The sequence below is a fragment of the Streptomyces sp. NPDC048389 genome (assembly GCF_040706335.1).
Lineage (GTDB): Bacteria > Actinomycetota > Actinomycetes > Streptomycetales > Streptomycetaceae > Streptomyces.
This window is the reverse complement of sequence record NZ_JBEZKP010000071.1, coordinates 14,692-33,981: the sequence shown is the minus strand read 5'-3', so window position 1 is coordinate 33,981 and position 19,290 is coordinate 14,692. Positions and strand designations below refer to the sequence as shown.

Here is a 19,290-nt window from a genome sequence, read left to right as displayed (position 1 = left end):
CATGGCCGCCCTGGTGGAGCGGCAGCGCGAGCTCCACGCCGCCGAGCTCGAGCAGCAGTGCGCCGAGCTGCGCGCCCACGCCCGCCGGCACCTCGCCGAGCGCGGCCAGACCCCGACGCCGGAGCACTGGGACCAGTGGCACGAGTGGCTCGACATCGACCCCGACCTCCGCGGCCGCGACTACACCCGCACAGGCGGTGCCCGATGACGACGCTGCCAATGACTACCTGGGTCCACGACCACGTCACCTTCGACCTGACCCGCGCGTGGATCGACCTCCTCGGCCACCGCTGGGAATGGACGGGCGACACCGCCGAAACCGGCGAGCCGCTGCTGCGCTCCCGCGACGAGCGGTACGGCCTGGACGACACGCTGCCGCTGTCCGCGGTGTACGTGGCGTACGCCCCGCTCATCCCAGCGCCCCGCGACGTCACGCCCGCCGAGCGAATCGCCGCTCTCACCGCCTGCGCCCGCACCACGGCGGCGTCCGCCGAGGACCAGCCCCCGCTGCCCGTCCGTACGCCGGCCGCGACCACCCCCGCAGCGACGCCGGACCCGCTTGCCTACGGGCTGAACGGCTACCGCTGCGGTTGCGGGAAGCCCGCCCACTCCAACCTCGTGCCCTGCCGCCCCGACACCGAGCCCGCGCCCCCGGCCGCACCGGTGCCGTCGCCGTCGACGTTCGCCCGCATCCTCGCCCGCCTGCGCGGAGGTACCCGATGAGCCAGACACCGGACGAACTGGCGGACACGGTCGCTTCGGTGGGCGCGCTGCCGGTACCGCTTGGCCACGCCGGGGTGGCCGGTCTGTCGCCGGAGATGCGGGCGACGATCGCCGCGCAGCTCGGTAAGGCGAAGCCCGCCCGCGACGACGTACTCATGGCGGCCTCGGAGGCGCTTCGAGACATGGCAGGGCACGACCACCAATCCGTTGCCGACATCGACTGGTACTGCCAGAACTTGGCCTTCTGGCTCGTCCCCCGCACCCGGGCGGTACTGCGCCGTCTGCTGGACACCGAGGACGAGCGGGACGCGCTGCGGGCCCGGGCCGCTGAGTTCGAGGCCCTCGAACTCGGTGCGATCGACGGCCGGGTGTCCGCGACGTGTGACGACCCGGGGCATCCGACGTGGCTGCGCGCCGCTGAAGATACCCATGCCTGCCCGTGGTGTCGCATCGCCGGGTTGCAGGCGGACGAGCCGACGGCGTGTGCGCGGTGCGGTTGTACCGAGGACGAGGCGTGCGACGGGGGCTGCGTCTGGCAGCCCAACCCGCTCGGCCTGGACCTGTGCTCACAGTGCGTCACCCCGGACGGCGGGTGCACCACACCCGCCTGCGGCCAGATCGAGACCCCGTCCATGTTCGGCTGGATCCTCGTCGACGTCGCCGGCAGCGAGCAGCCCGCCCGCTTCCACTGCTCCCCGTGGTGCGCCCAGCGCGCCATCGAGACCATCGGCTCCGCCATGGCCGCCGACGACCTGCGCGCCGCCCTCACGGAGAAGGACACCCGCGACGCCCACCTGGCGTCCGTGGGCGAGTCCACTCCACTGGTCGTGTCCCGGTTCGACGTGGTGATGGAGCCCGCCCCGGAGGAGGCCCCGGTCGTCACGATCGGCGCGGTCGCCGAGGACGGGCGCCCCGTCGCCCTGGTCCTCGACGCCGAGACCCGTGCCCGGGTCGCCGCCTGGCTCGGGCACGGCGACCCGCCACGCGCCTACCTCCCCCGCTACGACAGCGGGCCCGCCCCGCTGGGCTGGTACTCCACCCCGGCCGCCGCCCGCGCGCACTGCGAGGCGTCCCTGTCCGCGAGCCACTCGGCCGACACATCTCTGGTGTGGGACTGGATCGACGACGAAGACGACGGCATCGCCGAACTCGTCGCCACCATCGACGGCCGCGAGGAGCCCACCGGCTACAGCGTCATCACCCTCGACCTGCCCGCCGCCTACGACCCCGGAGCGGACTGGTGACCCCGGCTCAGCGGGCGAGGCTCGCCGAGCTCGAGGACCAGGAGCAGGCCCTGCGCCTCCTCCTGCCCACCGAGGACGTCACGGACCCGGCCGTACGGGAGGTGTGGCAGCAGGTCGCCGAAGTCCTCGGCGTGAGCGTGCCGTACGTCCGGCCCCTCGACGAGGAGCCCATCCCCTACCGCCTCGCCGAACCCACCTACTACGCCGCCGCCTCGAGCGCCCGACTGCGCCGCATGCTCGCCCCCTCCACACCCCGGCGGTGTGCGCCGTGACCCGCGACGTCGTCCTGGTCGTCCTGTGGGCGTCCGCCGGCCTCACCGCCTGGGGCGTCGGCCTGCTGCTCGTCTTCCGGATCCTGCCCACCCTCGGCCACGCCACGGTCACCGCGGTCCGCACTCTCGTGCGGGCCGCGCCCGCCGCCGCCCTCCTCCTCGTACTCCTCGGAGGCCCCGATGCCTGACCAGAAGGCTCGTCTCAAAATCCTCGACGCGCTCTGGCGCGCCGGACACACCGCCGACGAGGCCACCCAACTCCTCTCCCCCTGGGAGCGGCACTGTATGACGGAGGTGCCGTCCTCATGACGACCACCGTGCGCGCCGGGGCTTCGGCCGCGGTCGCCGGCCCCGAGCGTGGGGACGGCATCGACCACGGCACGCCGAGGGGCTACCGGCAGCACCACGCCAAGGGCGTGCCGTACTGCGGGCGGTGCCGCAAGGCGAACCGTGACGAGAAGCGCAGCTACAACGAGGCGAAGCGGGCCAGTGCCGCGCAGCAGTCGTGGAACCGCGGGAAGGTCGGCACGCCATCGGAGCCGCGCCTGCGGCCGACCGGCCGGGAGTGCCCGGACGCCGCGTGCGGTACGGCGGCCACGGAGCCGCAGGCGTCGGCGCACCTGGTGGTCGTCGCGGTTGACGGCTCCCGTGAACCGGCCCGCTGGTACTGCGCCGGACCGTGCGCCGCGTACGGCCAGGCCCTCGCCGAGATCCGAACCCTGCCGGTGGTGGACCGTGCCTGACACTCTCGCGTTCCTGCTCCTGGTCGCTCTCTTCGTCGGCGGGATCGGCATGTGCGTGGTCGCCGCGCTCCTGGCGATCGCCGCCGTGCGCTGCCTGTGCGGCGCCGCCCGGCGGGCCGTCGCCACTGTGCGGACCCACCGGCGCCGCGAGGAGCTCGTGCAGCTGCTCGCCGACCCAGACGCCGCCTACCTGCCGTGCCACTCGCTGGTCTGCGGCCACCTGCACACCATCCACGTCCCCGACAAGGCCGGCGTGCTGGTCTGCGAGGGCTGCGGCACTCCGGCCGTGTCGTGACCTGGCGCCGCCGGCAGCCGTGCGACTACCCCACGTTGCCGCACGGCGTGATCAACCGCCTCTTCCCGTGCGGCTGGCGCTGCACCCTCCACACCCCCCGCGCGCTACGCGGCCTGCCGGAGATCCCGCCCGGGCCCGGCTGGCCGCCCGGCAACTACCTCAACCAGACCGCCGACGAGGACCAGGAGCAGCCCCATGACGACCGCACCATCCCGCCCGACCCCGCTGACGGTGGCCAACCGGGCCGCTGACAAGGCCCTCGCCGAACGCGTCGTCGAGCTCCCGCCGGATGAGCCGTTCCGGCTCCTGTGGGAGCGAGGCATCCGCCGCTCCTCTCTGACCCCGCATCACCGCCTGGTCGCCCTCACGCTCGCCACCCACGCCACCTACGACACCGGCGCCATCCCCGGCTCCCGGCAGCCGCTCCTCGACGGCCTCGTCGCCGAGACCCGGCTCTCCCGCGGGCAGGTCGCCGTCGCGCTCACCGCGCTCCTCGAGCGCGGCTGGATCCGCCGCGGCAGCGCCCGCGCCAAGTACCTCGCCTACGAGGTGTGCCCCATGCGCCTCGCCATCCCCGCCCTGCTCCTCCCCGCCCTCCGCCGCAAGTGACCACACAGAAGGACGACACGACGTGACCAGCCAGCACGACCCCGACGACCTGCTCGTCGACCCGTACGCCGACTCTCCCGACGCCGGAGACGACAGCGCCTGCAGCTGCAACGGCGCCTGGCACGCACGAAAGCAGCACTGCGTCGACTGGCCCTGCCCCGGCTGCGCGTACATCTGCCCGCCCGACCCGACCGTCTGACCCACCACCCCAGGGAGACACATGTCCGCCGCCGTCGCGCACGCAGCACCTGGTGCTGCTGCAGCGCGCCCTCGAGCAGCCGCCCGCGCGGCTGCCGGGGCACGCCCGCGCGCCGGCGGCGGCCTGCGTATCCGCGTACCTCTGCGTCTCGTTGTAGGCGTCCAGTACAGCGATGCTGCCCTGGCCGTCTACATCAAGGTCGCAGCCCTGGCCCTGCGTACGGAGGGCTGCACCGCCCGCGTCGAGACGCTCGCCGAGTACCTCGGCATGTCCAAGTCCGCCGTGGAGCGGGCCCTGCGCCAGCTCACCCGCCCCGACGACGTCGACGGCCTGGTCGAGGTCCTCACCACCCGGCGCACCAAGCGCGGCGGCACCGGCGACTCCGCACACCGCACCGTGCGCACGGCCGAGGACGACGAGCTGTTCGTCTGGATCCCCGCCCGCGCCGCCACCTCCCTCCCGCCGCGCCTGCTGCGCCTGTACGCGCTCATCACCTACGCCCAGACCCGCCGCCAGCCCCTCGCGTACAGCGACATCGGCGGCGTCCTCGTCCACCAGGGCGGCCGGTCCGCCGGCCAGCCGCTCGGGGAGCGGCAGGTCGCCCGCCTGGTCGAGGAGCTCGCGGCCACCGGCTGGGCCACCGTCCGCGAGCGTGAGGGTCTGCAGGGCCGCCACGCCTACGAGGCTCACCTCCGGCCGCTGCACACCGTGCCCGCCTCTCCTGACATTCATGACGGATCCGGTCCCGACGATCATGACGGTTCCCTGTCTGAGGAAGACCCCAGGACTGACCGACTCAAGACGAGCGCAGGGGGTAGTGGTGGGATCCGCCGTAGGCGTCTACCGGTTGTAGCGCGAGGGCCTGTGGACAACCCGGCCCCGGGCACGTTCCGGTCGGCCGGTGGCCAGGGCACAAGCCGCGCCAACGGCGGGAGCTCCGGCGACGGTTCCGGTCCGACGCTGTCCGCCCGCACCTGGCCGGTCCTCGCCCCGGTACGCCACCTCCTCGACGGCGTGCGCCCGTTCGTGCTGCGCCGCATCGAGGCAGAGATCACGGCGCAGCTGGCGGCCGGAGCCGGGATGCGCCGGATCACCGAGCGCCTGCAGCGCCGCTACGCCACCACCACGACCGTGCGGGACGGCGGCCGCTGGATCCTCGGCGCGGGCCTGCCCCGGCACGGCTGCGGGCTGCGGGAGTGCGAGGACGGCGTCATCTGGCGCACCGGCGAGACCTGCCAGGTGTGCCTCGACATCGCCCTGTGCGTCCCGGCCCCGGCCGCCGAGCCTGCCGCGGCGGCCCTCGAGGAACCGCCCGTCCCGGCCGTCGTCGCGCCGACCGTCGAGGACCCGGCGCCGCTCCCACCGCCCGTCCCGGCCGGGTCCGAGCCGCCCGTGCTGACCCGGGCGCAGCGCCACGCCCTGCGCGAGACAGCCACCCCCGACAGCGTCCGCGCCGCGATCGACACGTACGGGCGCGCAGCCGCCGGCCGCATCTACGGCCTACGCCGCGTCGCCCAGGAGCTGAACCGGCTCGACGGCTACGGCCCCGAAGGAGACGACCATGCCCCTCAGTGACCACGACGTGAAGTTGTGCGAGAGCTGCGGTGCCCGGATCCGCTGGACCGTCACCGCCGCCGGGAAACGCCTGCCCGTCGACGCCGACCCGGCCGACGACGGGAACACTGCGGCGTACTACGACGGCACCGGCCGGCTGCGCTCCCGCGGCCTCACCAAGGAGCGCCCGGTCCTCGAGCACCACGAGTGGCTGGCCAAGCCGCACTTCGCCACCTGCAAGAACCCGCCGGCTCGGCGCAGCAGCCCCCCGGGCGCCCGTACGCGGACCGGCGTCCGCCCGGTCCCGTGGCGGCCGCGGTGACCGGCCCGGTGCCGGAGCTCACCGAGGAGGCCCGGCTGCGGCTGGAGTCCGAATGGTGGCCGGACGGCACCTTCGGCGGCGCCCGACACCCCGGCGGTCACCCCGCCCGCCCAGACCGCTGCGCCGCCGAGCACCTCGCCGAGCTCGCCGAGGCCATCGGCTACCGCATCACCCCACGACAAGGAGAAGCAGCATGAACCAGCCACCCGCCCCGGCCGCGGACCAGGGCGACGCCCCTTCCTGGACCGTCGGCAAGCTCCTGGCGTGGGCCGACGCCCACTCGTCCAAGACGATCCGCACCCACTCGGCCAAGGCACGCGAGCACATCGAGGCCCTGCGCGGCCAGCTCCTGGCCGACCACGAGATCGCCAAGCTGGACGCCGAGGCGGCCAGGCTCGAGCAGCAGCTCGCCGAAGTCCGTGAGAAGCGCGCCGGCCTGCAGCCGGGCAAGGCCCGCGCGCCCCGCAGCTACCACGCCGCCACCGTCCGCGCCTGGGCGAAGGAGCAGGGCATCGACTGCCCCGCGCCCGGCCGCGTGCCCGCCGCGATCGTCGACCAGTGGCGCACCACCCAGGCCGGTGCGTGATGGCCGCCCTGCTGCGCCTGCCCGGCGGCCCGGACGACGCGGCCGAGCTCGTCGAGGCGCTCCTTGCCGCCGCCGACACCCGCGACCGCCACGCCCCCGCCCAGGCCGCTCGCTGGCGCGAGCTCGCCCACCAACTCGGCGACGCCCTCGACAACCTGCCCACTCCCCGGACTCCGGAAGGCACCTCATGACCACGGCAACCACCGAGCCCCAGACGGCAACCGTTCCCACCGAGGCGGAGGCACTGGACTGCAGTTGGGAGTCCTGCCCACGCCCGGCCGTCGTCGCGATGCGGTTCCACCGCCAGTACGGCCACGTCCACGAATGCGCGCAGCACGCCGCCGTGCTGCGCGAGTGGACCGACGTCGCCGAGTCGGTGCCGCTGCCGTGCCCTTGGGACCACGGAAACGGCGACACCTGGATCGACTTCCCCCCGGAGCTGTCGTGACCCGGGTTCCGTGCGAGGTGTGCGGCCGGGGCCTGCGTGACCCGGCGTCGGCCGCCCGCCGCATCGGCCCCGTCTGCGCCCGCAAGCTCCGCCCCACCCCACCGCCCACCGTGCGCCCGGCGCAGCCTCTGGCCGTCGTCGACGGCCAGGCGCTCGAGGACGCCGGCCAACTCACCATCACCGAGGAGCAGCATGCGCCGCACTGACCCGGGCCTGGCCGCGATACGCGACGCGCTCGAGGACTACGAGCTCACGACCGAGCCGACCGCGGCCACGGCGGCCGGGCGCACCGAGCGGATCGGCGAGTACCTGCTCGCCTCCGGGTACGTGATCCGGCCCCGCCGCTCCGGTGTGCGGCGCTTCCTGCCGCGCGGCGGCCGCCACACCCACCGGTTCACCTACGCGGCCGCCATCACGTCCATGACGTTGGCGATCCTCTGCGGCTTCGTGCAGCTGTGGGCCCCGGCCGCCGGCCTCATCGTCTGCTCCGCGGTCTTCGCCGACCTCGCCCACCGCCAGCGCTACGCCCGCACCCTCGCCGCTGCTGCCGAGCAAGCGGCCCGACCGAAGGACCTGGCATGACCTTCGACCCGCACACGCTGTCCCTCGTCCTCTATGGCTGGATCATCGGCCTGGCCACCTGCGCCGCCTACACCCTCGTCGCCCGGCGGGAGCGCCGAGCCGAGCGGCTGATCCTCGCCCACCTCCACGCCGTTGATGGGCTGCCGCAGGTGGGCATGGCGATCTGCCTCGGCACCGACCTGGGCAGCGGCTCCGTCTACCCGGCCCTCGAGCGCCTGCAGGAGCGCCGCCTGGTCGCCGCCACGTACGACGCCGTCACCGGCCGCGCCCACTACACCCTCACCGCCGACGGACTGGCCCGCGCCGAGGCGGCCCGGTGATCGGCCAGATCCTCGCCGCGCTCGGGGTCACGCTCGCGACCGTCGTTGTCGCGGGCGTGCCCCTCGGCATCCACGACCCCACACAGATCCGCCCCCGGAGGACCCGATGACCGACTTCGCCTGCGGCTTCCGCCTCCACCTGCGCGGCGGCCAGGTCCTCGACGGCGCCGCCTTCCCGTCCGGCCGCTGCCTCGTCATCGACGACCCGCAGTTCGGCCTGGGCACCGCGGCCGCCAGCGAGGAAGACCTCCTGCGCGGCTACCCCGATGCCCGCATCGAGTGGGCCGACGACGACCGCGACCAGCTCGCCGCCGCCGTCGACCGTGTGCGTGACCGTTGCCAGGGTGTCCGCGACCGGATCGGCCCGAGCGGAATGATCAACGCCAGCCAGATCCTGGGACTCCTCTCGCCGACCTGGCCGGACGGCAACTTCGAAGCGCCGGCCCCGACCGTCGAGGAGACGCCATGATGCTCACCTGCTGCACCGTCTGCCACGACCAGCTCCCGGACACCGCCGAGGTCTACGCGTGCGAGGCATGCGCCTACCGGCTGCGCGCCATGCTCCTGGAGCTGCCGGGCCACATGCCGCTCCTCGCCGAGCTCCTGCAGCCGGGCAGCCGACTGCCCGGCCGGGGCGGCGCCGGCCGCGCGCACTCGCCGATGCCCGTACGGCTGGACGTGATGGACCTCCTCGGCCCCGGGCACATCGTCGTCCTGGCCGACCCGCACGGCGACCAGTCCGCCGGCATCCCCATCACCCCGCTTCTGTACGGGTGGGCCCGCTACATCGCCGCCAGCTGCCCGTCCGTCACCCGGGACCGGCACGGCACGGTGCGCATTCAGCCGTGCGACGGCCCGTACAGCCGCCACGGCTCCGATGCCGCCGCCTGGTGCCAGTGGCTGATCGCCTACCTGCCCTACGCGGTCACCCAGTCGTGGATCGGCGACATGTACCAGCAGATCGAGGACCTCATCCGGCGCGTGCGCGACAAGACCGACCGCAAGCCGCAGCGCACACAGCGGTCCGCGCCGTGCCCGGAGTGCAGCTGGCTCAAGCTGGTCTCCATCGAGGGCGAGCCGCACATCGTGTGCGAGGCATGCGGACACCGCCTGACCGCCGACGAGTACAAGGCGCACTCGGCCGCCGTACTCCCCGCGCTCACCGCCCTCGCCATCCGCATCCACGGCCAGGCAGCCGCCGAGCACCCCGCGGCATGACGAAGCCCCCGACCGATGGTCGGGGGCTCGCGTTGCGCGGACTACTCGGCGGCTGGCGGCGGCATCCGACGTCGAGAGTCACGCTGAGCAGCAGCAGCCGCGCGGGCCTGGAAGTACGGCCGGGCCAGCTTCCAGTCCAGCACCCGTGTCCGGCCGACAGTGACGACCGGTGGGAAGTCCGGGTCATCCCGGCATAGCTGGGACACGCGCTGGTGGGTCATCGACGGGGCGATCTCCTCGGCGACGACACGGCGGGCTGCCTCTCTGAACGACACCATGTCGGGCCCTCCCTCGTCGGTCATGGGCACCATTCTCTCCGCGCGACTTGCCACGTGGCAAGTCAGACGCTAGCTTCGAATCAGCAACAGCAAGGCCCCCGACCGGCGTTGGAGCGCCACATGGTCGGGGGCCAGACCCACCCACAACAGCGACGAAGGAGCGGATCCGCATGGAGCGTATCCCGACGAACTTCACGAGCGAAGACCTCGACCAGGCCCTGGCCCGGATCCTGTCCGAGCCCACGTGGGCGCACCGGCTGCTCCTCGCCGCCGCCCGCCACCTCGAGACCGACCAGCCGTTCCAGATCTGCGCCCCCGCCATCCTCACCGAAGCGCTCGACGCCGGGTACGAGCAGGTGTGCGCCGGCCTCCCCGAGATCGTCGCCGAGCAGGCGGCGCAGCGGGCCGTTGCCGTGCTTCCTGAGTTCTGGCCGGACGCCACCGCGGGCGAGGTCGCGCTCAAGCTGCGCGCCGCGGCGGGAGGCGTGTGATGCCCGAGTCCACCCCGGTCGACCAGGACGCCCAGGCGACGGCGCAACAGCTGCTGCAGCGCGCTGCTGACGACTACGCCGGCAACAAGCCCGCGCAGCAGGGCGACGCCGACAGCTGACCCACCCAGACCAGCCGGGCCCGCAACCCCACCGCCGCGGGCCCGGCCCCCTGCGCTCCGGAGGAGCACCGTGAAGACCACGCCCGGACAGCGTCCGGACACCCGAGGACACGGACGCCGACTGTCCTCCCCGATCCGCCTCGCCTGGGGCCTCGTTCTCGGCATGCTGCTCGCCGCCGCCGCATGGTCCCTCTCCGGACAGCTCCAACGCTGGGGCATGGAACCCTGGCTCGCGTGGCCGCTGTCCGTCATGTTCGACGCCGCCGGCCTCATCTGCGCCGCCTACGCCCGCCGCGCCGTCGAACGCGGCACCCCCGCCGGCCTGTCCCGCCTCGCGATCCTGCTGTTCGTCACCGTCGCCGGGGTCCTCAACTGGAACCACGGCCACGACATCGGCGGCACCCCCGCAGCGGCCGGCTTCGCCTCCCTCTCCTTCGGCGTCGAGCTCCTCTTCGAACTCCACCGCCGCGACGTCCGCGACGAGCAACGCGCAGCCCGCGGCCTCGTCGCCGAACGCATGCCCCACATTCCGATGCTCGGCTGGATCATGTACCCGGGCCTCTCCTGGCGGACCCTGCGCAGCGCGGTCGGCGTCCGCCTCGACCTCCTCGACCCGGTCCAGACCGGACACGCACTCACCGCGCCGGACACATCCACTGCCCCGGACAAGCGGACGGACTCCACTGTCCGCGCCGCTGTCCGCGCAGCGGCGGACACTTTCCCGGATGCGACCGCTGAGGACATCGTCGACCACCTGTCCGCCGCCGGGATCGACACGGACACGGACACCGTTCGCACCGTCCTCGCACCGGACACGGACACCCGTCCGGACACGACGGACAGCAGGTCAAAGCGGCCCCCTGTCCGGCCTGTCCGGCCTGTCCGCCCGATCGCACCGGCCGGACAGTCCATCGCGGACAGCATCCGGACAGCGTTCGCGTCCGGTATCACGGACAAGGACGCCGTCCTGTCCTACGTCCGCCGCATCCACGGACAGCACACCACTACGGACACCGTCGCCCGGACACGACGCCGGATCGAGCGAGAAGCCTCATGACGGCCCTGTTCCTGATCGCCATGATCGGCGGCTTCTGCGGCCTGTCCCACGTTGCCCGCCGCGACCTGCCGCTCCACGTCGGCACCACCACCCTGATCCTGGCCCTCGCCGCCCTCGGGCTGGCCCTCCTCCACTGAGGACCCCATGACCATCACCACGTACAACGTGCTCTCCCTCGGCGGCGTCACCGTCGGCCTGTCCATCCTCGGCTGGACCCTCACCCGCTGGTGGGGCAGCCACAAGAAGAAGAACCTCCGAGCCCTCCGCGACCTCCTGCCCTTCCTCGCCTGCTGCGCCTACGGCATGATCCTCATCCTCTCCGCCGGCGGACTCCTCGGCGCCGGAGCCGACTGGACCATGTGGGGCACCAGCGAGATCGGCAACGCGGCCCTCGCGTACGGAGTCGGCGGCGGCACCCCGACCGTCACCCGCGGGTCCAACCTGGTCCTGTCCGACGGCGGTCATGCGGTCGTCATCATCGCCACCGTCTGCCTCATCGCGGCGTGGTCGCTGCGCCGGGGGTTCCGGTGGGACCTGTTCGCGGCGGTCGTCTGCGGTATCAGCCTGGGCCTGTCGTCCGGCGTCGCGGGCGTGGCCGGGTATGTCCTCTCGCCGGTCGTGTCTGGTGCTGGTGACGCTGTGGTGGGTCTGCTGTGAGGGCGCGCGTCGTGGCCGTGTGGGGGCGCCTGTGCCTCGGTACCGGGCTGCTGTTCCACCGCCTCGAAGGCGCCCTGGACGCTTCGTCGGGGTGGGGCCTGCTGGGCCGGATCGGCGGCGGTGTCGCCGGGGCGCTGCTCCTCGATGGGGTGGTGTCTCGTCAGCCTGCGCTGGTGTACGCGGTGCCGCTGGTGTGGCTGTTCGCCGCGTGGCGGGTGTCCGATTCGTCCGCCACTCCCCCACCGGAAGCGGTGCCCCCTGCTGGTGACGTTCTCGCAGTTGAGCGCATGGAAGTGGCGAGAGTGGTCCCGATCGCGGAAGGGGTTGGCTGCATCCTGCACCCAGTGCGGGAGGAGGTGACCGAGCCATGATCCTACGACTCCTCGCCGCCTTCGGGTTCGAGCAGCAGCCGCTGCCGTACTGCCCGATCTGCGGCGGCCACTACCCCGCACACAGCCACTGACGAGAGGATGACCCCATGACCGACCTGCTGCAGTTCCTCCGCGACCGCTACACCGAGGTTGCGCAGCGCGCCGAAGCGGCTGGCGACTCCGGGTACACGTACACGGAGGATGATCCGCTCGACATAGTCTCGGACGCAGACGCCCGACACATCGCCCAGCACAGCCCCTTTGACGTCCTGAGCGACGTGGCCGCCAAGCTCGACATCCTGCGGCTTCATTCCCTCGTACACCGCGACGTCGGATGGCTGGACAACGGCGACGAGGAGACCAGCGAGATCCTGGTGTGCGGCACCTGTGTCCCCAAGCACTCGCACTACGGCCGTCGCGAGGACGTACCGGAAGGACCCTGCAGCACGGTGCGGCTGCTCGGGCGCCCCCACTCCGCGCACCCCGACTACCGGGACGAGTGGCGACCGTAGCCCCACTGCCACACCCCCGCAGTAGCCTGGACGCGTCCGCTGGCTGCGGCGCTGCTGAGACCGAAGCCCCTGCCGAGGAGTGCACGGCAGGGGCTCCGCCACGCCCGGACACGCATCCGGCTGGACAAAGATCACCGTTTAGCCCCACACTGCTGCCAGCAGCACACCCGTGCCCATAGCCACCTCAGCCCCCGCCTCGCCGGGGGCTGACGCGTACCCAGGGAGGCACACGTGGACACCACATGGCTCACCGCCGCCCAGGCCGCCGAACACGCCACCCACGCCCGACGCTTGCTCAGCGCAGGAGCAGCAGCCGTCACCCGCGCCACCATCCGCGACTGGGTACGCCGCCAGCACCTGGAGCCCGCCGGCCTCGCCGAAGACGGCCGCACACACCTCTACCGCCTCAGCGACGTCGCCCAAGCCGAACGCGCCACCCGCGCTCGCGCCCTGCGCCTCGTCGGCATCCCTGAGCAGTAGCGGGCGCTCAGCCGCCGCGCCATGTCACGGATCAGATACACACCCTCACGCGACCTTCACGAGCCGCCACACTCACGGGCATGCCAGATATCGCACCCCGGCCACGCATGGCCACCACCACCAAGATCGGCATCGGCCTCGTCATCCTGCTCTTCTGGACCTTCATCGCCAACGACTGGGAAGACAAGGGCTGCACGAAGACCCAGGGATACGGGTTCGTCCTCACGCACGGCGGCTGGCCAGACGCGCACGAAGGATGCGAAGACGGGTACGGCGACCGCCCCCGCTACACCAGCGACTACGACAGATGACCTGAGCGCAGGTGAGAGGCCGTGGCCGGCAACCCCCGCAACGGGCGCCCCTACCGCAGACTCTGCGCCCAGCAACGCGCCCTGCTGCTCCCCTGCTGGTGGTGCGGCACCGCCATCCGCTACGACATCACCGGCCTCGAAGCAGGCCGACATCGAGACGCCTTCACCCTCGACCACGCCGTCCCACTCTCACTCGGCGGCGACCTCCTCGACCCCGCCAACGCCCGCAGCGCGCACCGCCGCTGCAACAGCGCACGCGGCAACCGGACCACGACCACGGCCGACAGCAACCGAGCGTCACGGAGGTGGTGACATGGAACGACCCATCGCCTACTTCACAGACGACGGCAGGTCCTGGCGGTGTGATGGCTGCGGCTCGTACGGCAGCGTCGCAAGAGCAGCCAACGGCCGCCGCCACGCCGCGCGGCACGTCGCGATGCACGTTGAGGAGTGCACCCCCGCCGAGACCAATGGCGTCATCGGCCAACTGGTCATCCGCCCCGGTGACACCGTCCTCGTGCGCATGCCGCGCAGCGCCACACCCCACCAGCTCAACACAGTGGCCAGCCAGTTGTACGACATGCCGCCGGACGTCGAGGTCCTCATGATCACAGGAGCCGAAGGCATCGACGTCTACCGACCCGAGGAAGCTGACGGACCCCACGGAAGGTGAGCATGGCGAAGCGTTGCCCCACGCACGATGTGGCCTCACCCCTTGTCATCGCCACGCTGGAGACCGAGCTCGGGATCGACCCCGACGCACTCACCAAGCTGCGCAGCGACCCGAACGTCAGCTTCACCGACGCGTACGCGGACCCGCGGCTGATCGACTGCGGCCGCAGCCAGTGCCGCGACCGGAGGTGACGCGTGCTGTACGTGATCACCGGCCCGCCGGCCGGGGGCAAGTCCACGTGGATCCAGGCGCACGCCACGCGCCGTGACATCGTCATCGACATGGACCGCATCGCCTCGGCCCTCACCGGCCCGGGCGCACCGGCGTGGAACCAGGACGCCGTCGTGCAACGCGTGGCGCAGCGCGCACGGTTCGCCGCCATCGACGAGGCGGTCAAGCACCGCGACGAGGTGGACGTCTACCTGATCCACACCATGCCCAGCCCCAAGGCACGTGCCCGCTACGAGCAGCTTGGTGCGGACATCGTGGTCGTCGACCCGGGCGAGGACGTAGTACGTGAGCGTGTGCGAGCCATGCGGTCGGACGGCATGGACCGCGTGGTCACCCGCTGGTACCGGCACTACCGCAAGGGCGGGTCACGCCCCGTCACCACCCAGGCATCACGGGCCTGGTGACACTGCGCCACGGCCCACGTCGGCGCGCGCCGGCGACGTCGAAGCGTCGCGAAACGATCACCGAACGAGACTTTGCGCGCTCGATGATCTTGCCGGGGTGGGGAGTGGGTTCAAAGTTCAGAGAGGGAGCGGGCGACCCAAAAGCCCTTGTCGCCCGTTTCTCCCCCCGATCAAAAGTTGCTAATTGCCCGAGCCTTCAAGCTGACCCAATTAGCGACTCTCTGTAACTATCTCATCGCTAACACTATGTAATCAAACGAGTGTCACGCTTAGTCACTTTTGGATGGTTACGGGGGGTGATGTCCGATGCGTGATGCTCCGAAGCGGCGCCTCCGCCGTGGCGCCGTCGCCGCGGCGACCACCGCCCAGCTCGACGAGCTCGGCGTCGATCCCGCCGGCCACGCCCTGGCCGCGGCCGCCCTGCGCCTCGCCGCCGAGATCGACTCCGCCTCCGACCCCCGCGCGGCCGCCACCGCCGCCCGCGAACTGCGGCAGGCCATGGCGGTCGTCGTCGCAGCCGCTCCCCCGAGAGAGCAGGGCGACAAGATTGACGAGATCGCCGCAAGACGTGCTGCGCGCCGGATCTCTCCCGAGGCCGCCGAGGGCGCCCGGTGATCGGCTGCCAGACCCCGCGAATCCTGTCCGTGCCCTGGCGGCGCCGTGTCAGCACCGGCCGGTGGGACGGCATCGAGGACCAGGAGGCGCTCGACTTTCGCTCACCCGCCGGGCAGGAGTGCATCGAGCTCGCCGAAGACGCCGGCCTGCACCTCGACCCGTGGCAGCAGCTCGCCCTGCACCACTCACTCGAGGAGGACGACGAGGGCCGGTGGGCGTCCCTCGACGTCGTCCTCAACGTGGCCCGGCAGAACGGCAAGGGCGGATTCCTCGAGGCCCGGCAACTCGGCGGCGTGATCCTGTTCGGCGACCGGCTGATCATCCACACCGCGCACCAGTTCAACACCGCGCAGGAGAGCTTCCTGCGCCTCGACCAGCTGATCGAGGGCTCCTACTCGCTGAGCCGCCGCGTCAAGAACGTGCGCCGCAGCCACGGCGAGGAAGGGTTCACGTTCTTCAACGGGGCCCGGATCCGCTTCCTGGCCCGCGGCGGCGACAGCGGACGCGGGTTCTCCGGCGACCTGGTCATCATGGACGAGGCCATGAAACTACGGGCAGCACCCATCGGCGCCCTCATGCCCGTCCTGTCCGCCCGCCACAACCCCCAGCTGCTGTTCACCGGCAGCGCCGGCCTCGGCGAGGAGAGCGAGCAACTGGCGCTGCTGCGCGCCCGGGCCCTGCAGAAAGGCGACCCGGACCCGTCACTGACGTACCTCGAGTACTCCATCGACCGCCACGTCAAGGAGTGCCCGAAGGATCACGAGGGCCGTCTGGTCTGCGACCAGCACGACGACCGCGACCAGGTGCAGTCCTGGGCGAGGGCCAACCCCGCCCTCGGCATCCGCATCCGGCCGTCCTACGTCGCGCAGGAGATGCGGGCGATGCGGGCGGACCTGTTCGACCGTGAGCGGCTCGGGGTGGGCGACTACCCGGAGGTCACGGACGAGACGTGGCAGGTCATACCCAAGGAGAAGTGGGAGGTCCTCGAGGACCGCGGGACGCGGCCCATGGACCCGGTGGCGTTCTCCATCGAGACGACGCCCGAGCGGACGTGGACCGCCATCTCCGTTGCGGCTGAGTCCGGCAACGGCGAGGTACACGTCGAGGTCGTCGCGCACCAGCCCGGTACGGACTGGGTCGTCGGCTGGGTCACGGAGCGCGACCAGCGGTGGAACCCGTGCGCGTGGGTCATCGACGAGGGCGGCCCGGCCGGGTCGCTGGTGCCGGCGCTGCGCAAGGCCCTGACGTACGAGGACGACCCGAACCGTGAGGACCGGTCCGAACTGGTGATCTCCCCGAAGGTGCGACAGCTCACCCAGGCATGCGGCCAGTTCTACGACCGGGTCCACGACGGCAGGCTGCGACACCTCGGGCAGGCGCCCCTGGCGTCCGCGCTCGCCGGCGCACGCAAACGCGAGGTCGGTGACGCGTGGCTGTGGGCGCGCAAGAGCGACGGCGTGGACGTGAGCCCGCTGGTGTCCGGCACCTACGCGGTGTGGGGCTGGGAGATGTACCACGACGTCGAGTCGGAGGAGGCGCCGAACATATGGTGAAGATCACGGGATGGTCACGGCACCAGGTGCTGCTGACACTCGAAGTGGCGTTCGTCGTCCTGTTCCTGACCGGGGTGGCGATGCTCCATGTGCCCGCTGCGCTGATGGTGGGCGGGGTACTGGGCGTGGTGGCCGTCGAGCGGGAGACGGCCCGCCAGGCGCCCGTACAGCGGCGCAGGAAGGGGGCTGGGGGATGAGCCTGTTCGGTCTGTTCGAGCAGCGCAGCCTCGAGAACCCGGCGCAACCGCTGACGTCGGAGGCGGTGGCCGAGTACCTCGGCGCCGCGCCGAACGAGTCGGGCATGGCGGTGACCGAGCGGTCGTCGCTGCACATGCCGGCGGTGTGGCGGTCGGTCGCCCTGATCGCCGGGGTGTCCGCGCATCTACCGCTGCACACCTACGTGCCGGGCACCAGGGACCGGGCCAAGTCGCTGCTCCTGGCCGACCCCCACCCGGAGATGACCCCGCTGGAGCTGTGGCGGCTGCAGTACGTGCACCGCGTCCTGTGGGGCAACGGGTACCTGCAGAAGGTGCGGAACCGGGCCGGGGTGGTCGTCGAGCTGTGGCCGCTCATGCCGGACCGGGTCCGGGTCGGGAAGGTGAAGCCCGACGATCTGCTGCCGTCCGGGAAGGTCTTCGAGGTCACCGACGACTGGGGTGTCTCGCACGCCATGACACCGCGCGAGGTCCTGCATATCCCCGGCCTCGGCTACGACGGGATCACCGGCTGCTCGCCGGTGCGGCTGGCCTCCGAGGGCATCGGCCTGGCGCAGTCCGCCGAGAAGACCGCGGCCCGGCTGTTCGGCAAGGGCAACATCATGGCGGGCGTGCTGCAGACCGAGCAGCGGCTGCAGCCGGACCAGGCCGACGCGCTGAAGAAGCGGTGGCAGGCCAAGATGGGCGGCTGGCGCAACAGCCAGGAGATCGCCGTCCTCGACTCCGGCGCGTCGTTCCAGACCGTCACGATGCCGTACAAGGATGCGCAGTTCCTCGAGTCGCGCGAGTTCCAGAACACCGAGATCGCGCGCATGTTCGGGGTACCCCTGTTCCTGCTGATGGAGACGGCCAAGTCCACCAGCTGGGGGACGGGGCTCGAGCAGCAGGCCGGCGCCTGGGTCGTGTTCGACCTCGGCCCCACGTGGCTGGCGCCGACCGAGCAGCGCATCACCAAGGAACTGCTCCTCGGCAGCCAGTACGCCAAGTACTCGGTGCAGGGCCTGCTGCGCGGCGACTCGAGCGCCAGGGCGACGTTCTACCGGGCGATGCGCGACGTCGGCGCGTTCTCCGCGGACGACGTCCGAGGGTTCGAGGAGCTGCCGCCGCTGCCCGCGGGCAAGGGCGGCGACGTCTACCTGCAGCCCACCTACATGGCGCCGCTCGGCGTCAACCCGCTCGCACCGGACGCACCGCCGGCGGCCCGGGCCCGCGAGGCGATCACGCTCCTTGCCGGGCACGAGCAGCTGCCGGCGGTGCCCCGCGCGGCCGCGCTGCTGGCCGAGGCTGCCCGCCTGCTGGGCGCAATCGAAGCGCCACAGGAGATCGACCCTGCACCCGAGCCGGAGGAAGGCAACGATGAGGACCCTGACGAGGACAACGACTGAGGAGCGCCGCCGCCTGCCGCTGTCCACGGCAGGTCTCTCCATCCGCGCGGACGGCGACGACGGAGCCGAGCGGTTCATCGGATACGCCGCCAAGTTCAACTCCCGTACCAGCATCGGCAACCCGCTGCGCTGGGGGTTCTACGAGGAGATCGCCCCCGGAGCTTTCGCCAAAACGGTCAGCGAGGGCGACGCCCGGTTCCTGATCGACCACGACAGCTACTACGTCGTGTCCCGGGTGTCGGCCGGCAGCCTCGAGCTGGCCGAGGACTCCAAGGGCCTGCCCGTCGACTCGGCCCTCGACACCAGCCTGTCGTACGTCAACGACCTGAAAGCCAACGTCAAGAACAAGAACATCACCGGGATGAGTTTCGGCTTCCAGGTCGTCAAGGACGACTGGCAGCTGATCGATGTCGAGACCAAGGACGGCGACAAGGTGCAGGCCGAGCTGCGGATCCTGCGCGAGGTCAAACTCTTCGAGGTCTCCGCCGTCACGTTCCCCGCGTACGAGGACACCGAGGCAGGGCTGCGGGCCGTGGCCACGGCCCTCGTACACCGCGGCGACAGCGCCGCGATCGAGCAGCGGGCGCAGTACCGGCCCGAGCTGCTCGAGCTGCTGCAGACGATCGACCGCGAGCCGGGTGAGTCCACTCGCGGCACCGACACCGACGCCGAGCCGGCGGATGCCACTCGGCTGTCACGTACCTCGGTCGACCGCAGGATGCAGGCCCTGGCCGCACGCTTCCGGCTGGCCCGCTGACCCACCCGAACCCGCGACCCCGGCCTGTGCGTCGGGCGTTCGTCATGCCCTGAGAGGGGAGCACCA

At 72.1% G+C, this 19,290-nt stretch carries 40 protein-coding genes; 39 read left to right on the top strand and 1 reads right to left on the bottom strand.

Annotated features, from left to right (window positions below; genetic code table 11):
- The 22 genes from AB0903_RS31175 to AB0903_RS31070 all read left to right on the top strand — a co-directional run.
- Positions 1-208, top strand: a 208-nt coding sequence (locus AB0903_RS31175; RefSeq protein ID WP_366708095.1) for a hypothetical protein, incomplete at its 5' end; no start/stop codon positions are given.
- Between the two features lie 11 nt (positions 209-219).
- Positions 220-723 carry a phiSA1p31-related protein gene (locus AB0903_RS31170; RefSeq protein ID WP_366708094.1) on the top strand — a complete coding sequence of 168 codons (504 nt, stop codon included), beginning with the start codon at positions 220-222 and terminating at the stop codon, positions 721-723.
- The gene (locus tag AB0903_RS31165; RefSeq protein WP_366708093.1) at positions 720-1,967 is read left to right on the top strand and encodes a hypothetical protein; all 1,248 of its coding nucleotides are present in this window, start codon (positions 720-722) and stop codon (positions 1,965-1,967) included. Before AB0903_RS31170 ends, AB0903_RS31165 begins: the two co-directional genes overlap by 4 nt.
- Positions 1,964-2,239, top strand: coding sequence for a hypothetical protein (locus AB0903_RS31160; RefSeq protein WP_366708092.1), 276 nt, complete (start codon positions 1,964-1,966; stop codon positions 2,237-2,239). Before AB0903_RS31165 ends, AB0903_RS31160 begins: the two co-directional genes overlap by 4 nt.
- Positions 2,236-2,427: a hypothetical protein gene (locus AB0903_RS31155; RefSeq protein WP_366708091.1), complete on the top strand. Its 192-nt coding sequence runs from the start codon at positions 2,236-2,238 to the stop codon at positions 2,425-2,427. The genes AB0903_RS31160 and AB0903_RS31155 overlap by 4 nt, the downstream gene beginning before the upstream one ends.
- Positions 2,420-2,548, top strand: coding sequence for a hypothetical protein (locus AB0903_RS31150; RefSeq protein ID WP_366708090.1), 129 nt, complete (start codon positions 2,420-2,422; stop codon positions 2,546-2,548). The genes AB0903_RS31155 and AB0903_RS31150 overlap by 8 nt, the downstream gene beginning before the upstream one ends.
- Positions 2,545-2,982 carry a hypothetical protein gene (locus AB0903_RS31145; protein WP_366708089.1) on the top strand — a complete coding sequence of 146 codons (438 nt, stop codon included), beginning with the start codon at positions 2,545-2,547 and terminating at the stop codon, positions 2,980-2,982. Before AB0903_RS31150 ends, AB0903_RS31145 begins: the two co-directional genes overlap by 4 nt.
- Positions 2,975-3,277, top strand: coding sequence for a hypothetical protein (locus tag AB0903_RS31140; RefSeq protein ID WP_366708088.1), 303 nt, complete (start codon positions 2,975-2,977; stop codon positions 3,275-3,277). Before AB0903_RS31145 ends, AB0903_RS31140 begins: the two co-directional genes overlap by 8 nt.
- Positions 3,274-3,528 (top strand): hypothetical protein, encoded by a 255-nt coding sequence (locus AB0903_RS31135; RefSeq protein ID WP_366708087.1) that lies wholly within the window; start codon positions 3,274-3,276, stop codon positions 3,526-3,528. Before AB0903_RS31140 ends, AB0903_RS31135 begins: the two co-directional genes overlap by 4 nt.
- The gene (locus AB0903_RS31130; RefSeq protein WP_366708086.1) at positions 3,473-3,886 is read left to right on the top strand and encodes a hypothetical protein; all 414 of its coding nucleotides are present in this window, start codon (positions 3,473-3,475) and stop codon (positions 3,884-3,886) included. The genes AB0903_RS31135 and AB0903_RS31130 overlap by 56 nt, the downstream gene beginning before the upstream one ends.
- A gap of 22 nt (positions 3,887-3,908) precedes the next feature.
- The gene (locus AB0903_RS31125; protein ID WP_366708085.1) at positions 3,909-4,085 is read left to right on the top strand and encodes a hypothetical protein; all 177 of its coding nucleotides are present in this window, start codon (positions 3,909-3,911) and stop codon (positions 4,083-4,085) included.
- A gap of 21 nt (positions 4,086-4,106) precedes the next feature.
- Positions 4,107-5,660: a helix-turn-helix domain-containing protein gene (locus AB0903_RS31120; RefSeq protein ID WP_366708084.1), complete on the top strand. Its 1,554-nt coding sequence runs from the start codon at positions 4,107-4,109 to the stop codon at positions 5,658-5,660.
- Positions 5,647-5,961: a hypothetical protein gene (locus AB0903_RS31115; protein WP_366708083.1), complete on the top strand. Its 315-nt coding sequence runs from the start codon at positions 5,647-5,649 to the stop codon at positions 5,959-5,961. Before AB0903_RS31120 ends, AB0903_RS31115 begins: the two co-directional genes overlap by 14 nt.
- Positions 5,958-6,158: a hypothetical protein gene (locus AB0903_RS31110; RefSeq protein ID WP_366708082.1), complete on the top strand. Its 201-nt coding sequence runs from the start codon at positions 5,958-5,960 to the stop codon at positions 6,156-6,158. Before AB0903_RS31115 ends, AB0903_RS31110 begins: the two co-directional genes overlap by 4 nt.
- The gene (locus AB0903_RS31105) at positions 6,155-6,547 is read left to right on the top strand and encodes a histone-like nucleoid-structuring protein Lsr2 (RefSeq protein WP_366708081.1); all 393 of its coding nucleotides are present in this window, start codon (positions 6,155-6,157) and stop codon (positions 6,545-6,547) included. The genes AB0903_RS31110 and AB0903_RS31105 overlap by 4 nt, the downstream gene beginning before the upstream one ends.
- Complete coding sequence (locus AB0903_RS31100) at positions 6,520-6,738, top strand: hypothetical protein (protein ID WP_366708080.1); 219 nt, start codon at positions 6,520-6,522, stop codon at positions 6,736-6,738. Before AB0903_RS31105 ends, AB0903_RS31100 begins: the two co-directional genes overlap by 28 nt.
- The gene (locus tag AB0903_RS31095; RefSeq protein WP_366708079.1) at positions 6,735-6,995 is read left to right on the top strand and encodes a hypothetical protein; all 261 of its coding nucleotides are present in this window, start codon (positions 6,735-6,737) and stop codon (positions 6,993-6,995) included. The genes AB0903_RS31100 and AB0903_RS31095 overlap by 4 nt, the downstream gene beginning before the upstream one ends.
- Positions 6,992-7,201 carry a DUF6011 domain-containing protein gene (locus AB0903_RS31090; RefSeq protein WP_366708078.1) on the top strand — a complete coding sequence of 70 codons (210 nt, stop codon included), beginning with the start codon at positions 6,992-6,994 and terminating at the stop codon, positions 7,199-7,201. The genes AB0903_RS31095 and AB0903_RS31090 overlap by 4 nt, the downstream gene beginning before the upstream one ends.
- Positions 7,188-7,577, top strand: coding sequence for a hypothetical protein (locus AB0903_RS31085; RefSeq protein ID WP_366708077.1), 390 nt, complete (start codon positions 7,188-7,190; stop codon positions 7,575-7,577). Before AB0903_RS31090 ends, AB0903_RS31085 begins: the two co-directional genes overlap by 14 nt.
- Entirely contained in the window at positions 7,574-7,897 is a 324-nt protein-coding gene (locus tag AB0903_RS31080) for a PadR family transcriptional regulator (protein WP_366708076.1), read from the top strand. Before AB0903_RS31085 ends, AB0903_RS31080 begins: the two co-directional genes overlap by 4 nt.
- A 106-nt stretch (positions 7,898-8,003) precedes the next feature.
- Positions 8,004-8,366 (top strand): hypothetical protein, encoded by a 363-nt coding sequence (locus tag AB0903_RS31075; protein WP_366708075.1) that lies wholly within the window; start codon positions 8,004-8,006, stop codon positions 8,364-8,366.
- Positions 8,363-9,115: a hypothetical protein gene (locus tag AB0903_RS31070; protein ID WP_366708074.1), complete on the top strand. Its 753-nt coding sequence runs from the start codon at positions 8,363-8,365 to the stop codon at positions 9,113-9,115. Before AB0903_RS31075 ends, AB0903_RS31070 begins: the two co-directional genes overlap by 4 nt.
- A gap of 41 nt (positions 9,116-9,156) precedes the next feature.
- Here AB0903_RS31070 and AB0903_RS31065 read toward each other — a convergent pair whose 3' ends face one another.
- The gene (locus AB0903_RS31065) at positions 9,157-9,417 is read right to left on the bottom strand and encodes a hypothetical protein (protein ID WP_366708073.1); all 261 of its coding nucleotides are present in this window, start codon (positions 9,415-9,417) and stop codon (positions 9,157-9,159) included.
- A 146-nt stretch (positions 9,418-9,563) separates the two neighbouring features.
- On the opposite strand from AB0903_RS31065, the gene AB0903_RS31060 reads away from it, so the two are divergent.
- From AB0903_RS31060 to AB0903_RS30980, 17 genes are all read left to right on the top strand, one after another.
- Complete coding sequence (locus AB0903_RS31060) at positions 9,564-9,884, top strand: hypothetical protein (RefSeq protein ID WP_366708072.1); 321 nt, start codon at positions 9,564-9,566, stop codon at positions 9,882-9,884.
- A gap of 189 nt (positions 9,885-10,073) precedes the next feature.
- The gene (locus AB0903_RS31055) at positions 10,074-11,060 is read left to right on the top strand and encodes a DUF2637 domain-containing protein (RefSeq protein WP_366708071.1); all 987 of its coding nucleotides are present in this window, start codon (positions 10,074-10,076) and stop codon (positions 11,058-11,060) included.
- Positions 11,057-11,197 (top strand): hypothetical protein, encoded by a 141-nt coding sequence (locus AB0903_RS31050; RefSeq protein WP_366708070.1) that lies wholly within the window; start codon positions 11,057-11,059, stop codon positions 11,195-11,197. Before AB0903_RS31055 ends, AB0903_RS31050 begins: the two co-directional genes overlap by 4 nt.
- 7 nt (positions 11,198-11,204) lie before the next feature.
- Positions 11,205-11,717, top strand: coding sequence for a hypothetical protein (locus tag AB0903_RS31045; protein ID WP_366708069.1), 513 nt, complete (start codon positions 11,205-11,207; stop codon positions 11,715-11,717).
- A gap of 11 nt (positions 11,718-11,728) precedes the next feature.
- Complete coding sequence (locus AB0903_RS31040; protein ID WP_366708068.1) at positions 11,729-12,088, top strand: hypothetical protein; 360 nt, start codon at positions 11,729-11,731, stop codon at positions 12,086-12,088.
- Positions 12,089-12,195: 107 nt separating this feature from the next.
- Entirely contained in the window at positions 12,196-12,600 is a 405-nt protein-coding gene (locus AB0903_RS31035; protein WP_366708067.1) for a DUF6221 family protein, read from the top strand.
- A 231-nt stretch (positions 12,601-12,831) separates the two neighbouring features.
- On the top strand, positions 12,832-13,080 hold the full coding sequence (locus tag AB0903_RS31030; RefSeq protein WP_366708066.1) for a MerR family transcriptional regulator: 249 nt from the start codon (positions 12,832-12,834) through the stop codon (positions 13,078-13,080).
- An 80-nt stretch (positions 13,081-13,160) separates the two neighbouring features.
- On the top strand, positions 13,161-13,391 hold the full coding sequence (locus tag AB0903_RS31025) for a hypothetical protein (RefSeq protein ID WP_366708065.1): 231 nt from the start codon (positions 13,161-13,163) through the stop codon (positions 13,389-13,391).
- Between the two features lie 21 nt (positions 13,392-13,412).
- On the top strand, positions 13,413-13,703 hold the full coding sequence (locus AB0903_RS31020) for an HNH endonuclease (RefSeq protein WP_366708064.1): 291 nt from the start codon (positions 13,413-13,415) through the stop codon (positions 13,701-13,703).
- A 1-nt stretch (position 13,704) separates the two neighbouring features.
- Entirely contained in the window at positions 13,705-14,064 is a 360-nt protein-coding gene (locus AB0903_RS31015) for a hypothetical protein (RefSeq protein WP_366708063.1), read from the top strand.
- Positions 14,065-14,066: 2 nt separating this feature from the next.
- On the top strand, positions 14,067-14,255 hold the full coding sequence (locus AB0903_RS31010; RefSeq protein ID WP_366708062.1) for a hypothetical protein: 189 nt from the start codon (positions 14,067-14,069) through the stop codon (positions 14,253-14,255).
- A 3-nt stretch (positions 14,256-14,258) separates the two neighbouring features.
- The gene (locus AB0903_RS31005) at positions 14,259-14,699 is read left to right on the top strand and encodes an AAA family ATPase (RefSeq protein ID WP_366708061.1); all 441 of its coding nucleotides are present in this window, start codon (positions 14,259-14,261) and stop codon (positions 14,697-14,699) included.
- Between the two features lie 306 nt (positions 14,700-15,005).
- Positions 15,006-15,314 carry a hypothetical protein gene (locus AB0903_RS31000; RefSeq protein ID WP_366708060.1) on the top strand — a complete coding sequence of 103 codons (309 nt, stop codon included), beginning with the start codon at positions 15,006-15,008 and terminating at the stop codon, positions 15,312-15,314.
- The gene (locus AB0903_RS30995; protein WP_366708059.1) at positions 15,311-16,867 is read left to right on the top strand and encodes a terminase; all 1,557 of its coding nucleotides are present in this window, start codon (positions 15,311-15,313) and stop codon (positions 16,865-16,867) included. The genes AB0903_RS31000 and AB0903_RS30995 overlap by 4 nt, the downstream gene beginning before the upstream one ends.
- Positions 16,861-17,064 carry a hypothetical protein gene (locus tag AB0903_RS30990; protein WP_366708058.1) on the top strand — a complete coding sequence of 68 codons (204 nt, stop codon included), beginning with the start codon at positions 16,861-16,863 and terminating at the stop codon, positions 17,062-17,064. The genes AB0903_RS30995 and AB0903_RS30990 overlap by 7 nt, the downstream gene beginning before the upstream one ends.
- Positions 17,061-18,467 carry a phage portal protein gene (locus AB0903_RS30985; protein WP_366708057.1) on the top strand — a complete coding sequence of 469 codons (1,407 nt, stop codon included), beginning with the start codon at positions 17,061-17,063 and terminating at the stop codon, positions 18,465-18,467. The genes AB0903_RS30990 and AB0903_RS30985 overlap by 4 nt, the downstream gene beginning before the upstream one ends.
- Complete coding sequence (locus AB0903_RS30980; protein WP_366708056.1) at positions 18,439-19,224, top strand: HK97 family phage prohead protease; 786 nt, start codon at positions 18,439-18,441, stop codon at positions 19,222-19,224. Before AB0903_RS30985 ends, AB0903_RS30980 begins: the two co-directional genes overlap by 29 nt.
- The last annotated feature ends 66 nt before the right edge of the window (positions 19,225-19,290 follow it).

Excerpts from the sequence above, each read along its gene's own strand:
- AB0903_RS31170 (WP_366708094.1), top strand. The coding sequence starts at position 220 with ATGACTACCTGGGTCCACGACCACGTCACCTTCGACCTGACCCGCGCG.
- AB0903_RS31165 (WP_366708093.1), top strand. The coding sequence starts at position 720 with ATGAGCCAGACACCGGACGAACTGGCGGACACGGTCGCTTCGGTGGGC.
- AB0903_RS31150 (WP_366708090.1), top strand. The coding sequence starts at position 2,420 with ATGCCTGACCAGAAGGCTCGTCTCAAAATCCTCGACGCGCTCTGGCGC.
- AB0903_RS31145 (WP_366708089.1), top strand. The coding sequence starts at position 2,545 with ATGACGACCACCGTGCGCGCCGGGGCTTCGGCCGCGGTCGCCGGCCCC.
- AB0903_RS31130 (WP_366708086.1), top strand. The coding sequence starts at position 3,473 with ATGACGACCGCACCATCCCGCCCGACCCCGCTGACGGTGGCCAACCGG.
- AB0903_RS31120 (WP_366708084.1), top strand. The coding sequence starts at position 4,107 with ATGTCCGCCGCCGTCGCGCACGCAGCACCTGGTGCTGCTGCAGCGCGC.
- AB0903_RS31115 (WP_366708083.1), top strand. The coding sequence starts at position 5,647 with ATGCCCCTCAGTGACCACGACGTGAAGTTGTGCGAGAGCTGCGGTGCC.
- AB0903_RS31105 (WP_366708081.1), top strand. The coding sequence starts at position 6,155 with ATGAACCAGCCACCCGCCCCGGCCGCGGACCAGGGCGACGCCCCTTCC.
- AB0903_RS31095 (WP_366708079.1), top strand. The coding sequence starts at position 6,735 with ATGACCACGGCAACCACCGAGCCCCAGACGGCAACCGTTCCCACCGAG.
- AB0903_RS31085 (WP_366708077.1), top strand. The coding sequence starts at position 7,188 with ATGCGCCGCACTGACCCGGGCCTGGCCGCGATACGCGACGCGCTCGAG.
- AB0903_RS31080 (WP_366708076.1), top strand. The coding sequence starts at position 7,574 with ATGACCTTCGACCCGCACACGCTGTCCCTCGTCCTCTATGGCTGGATC.
- AB0903_RS31075 (WP_366708075.1), top strand. The coding sequence starts at position 8,004 with ATGACCGACTTCGCCTGCGGCTTCCGCCTCCACCTGCGCGGCGGCCAG.
- AB0903_RS31070 (WP_366708074.1), top strand. The coding sequence starts at position 8,363 with ATGATGCTCACCTGCTGCACCGTCTGCCACGACCAGCTCCCGGACACC.
- AB0903_RS31065 (WP_366708073.1), bottom strand. The coding sequence starts at position 9,417 with ATGACCGACGAGGGAGGGCCCGACATGGTGTCGTTCAGAGAGGCAGCC.
- AB0903_RS31060 (WP_366708072.1), top strand. The coding sequence starts at position 9,564 with ATGGAGCGTATCCCGACGAACTTCACGAGCGAAGACCTCGACCAGGCC.
- AB0903_RS31050 (WP_366708070.1), top strand. The coding sequence starts at position 11,057 with ATGACGGCCCTGTTCCTGATCGCCATGATCGGCGGCTTCTGCGGCCTG.
- AB0903_RS31045 (WP_366708069.1), top strand. The coding sequence starts at position 11,205 with ATGACCATCACCACGTACAACGTGCTCTCCCTCGGCGGCGTCACCGTC.
- AB0903_RS31035 (WP_366708067.1), top strand. The coding sequence starts at position 12,196 with ATGACCGACCTGCTGCAGTTCCTCCGCGACCGCTACACCGAGGTTGCG.
- AB0903_RS31025 (WP_366708065.1), top strand. The coding sequence starts at position 13,161 with ATGCCAGATATCGCACCCCGGCCACGCATGGCCACCACCACCAAGATC.
- AB0903_RS31015 (WP_366708063.1), top strand. The coding sequence starts at position 13,705 with ATGGAACGACCCATCGCCTACTTCACAGACGACGGCAGGTCCTGGCGG.
- AB0903_RS31010 (WP_366708062.1), top strand. The coding sequence starts at position 14,067 with ATGGCGAAGCGTTGCCCCACGCACGATGTGGCCTCACCCCTTGTCATC.
- AB0903_RS31000 (WP_366708060.1), top strand. The coding sequence starts at position 15,006 with ATGCGTGATGCTCCGAAGCGGCGCCTCCGCCGTGGCGCCGTCGCCGCG.
- AB0903_RS30990 (WP_366708058.1), top strand. The coding sequence starts at position 16,861 with ATGGTGAAGATCACGGGATGGTCACGGCACCAGGTGCTGCTGACACTC.
- AB0903_RS30985 (WP_366708057.1), top strand. The coding sequence starts at position 17,061 with ATGAGCCTGTTCGGTCTGTTCGAGCAGCGCAGCCTCGAGAACCCGGCG.
- AB0903_RS30980 (WP_366708056.1), top strand. The coding sequence starts at position 18,439 with ATGAGGACCCTGACGAGGACAACGACTGAGGAGCGCCGCCGCCTGCCG.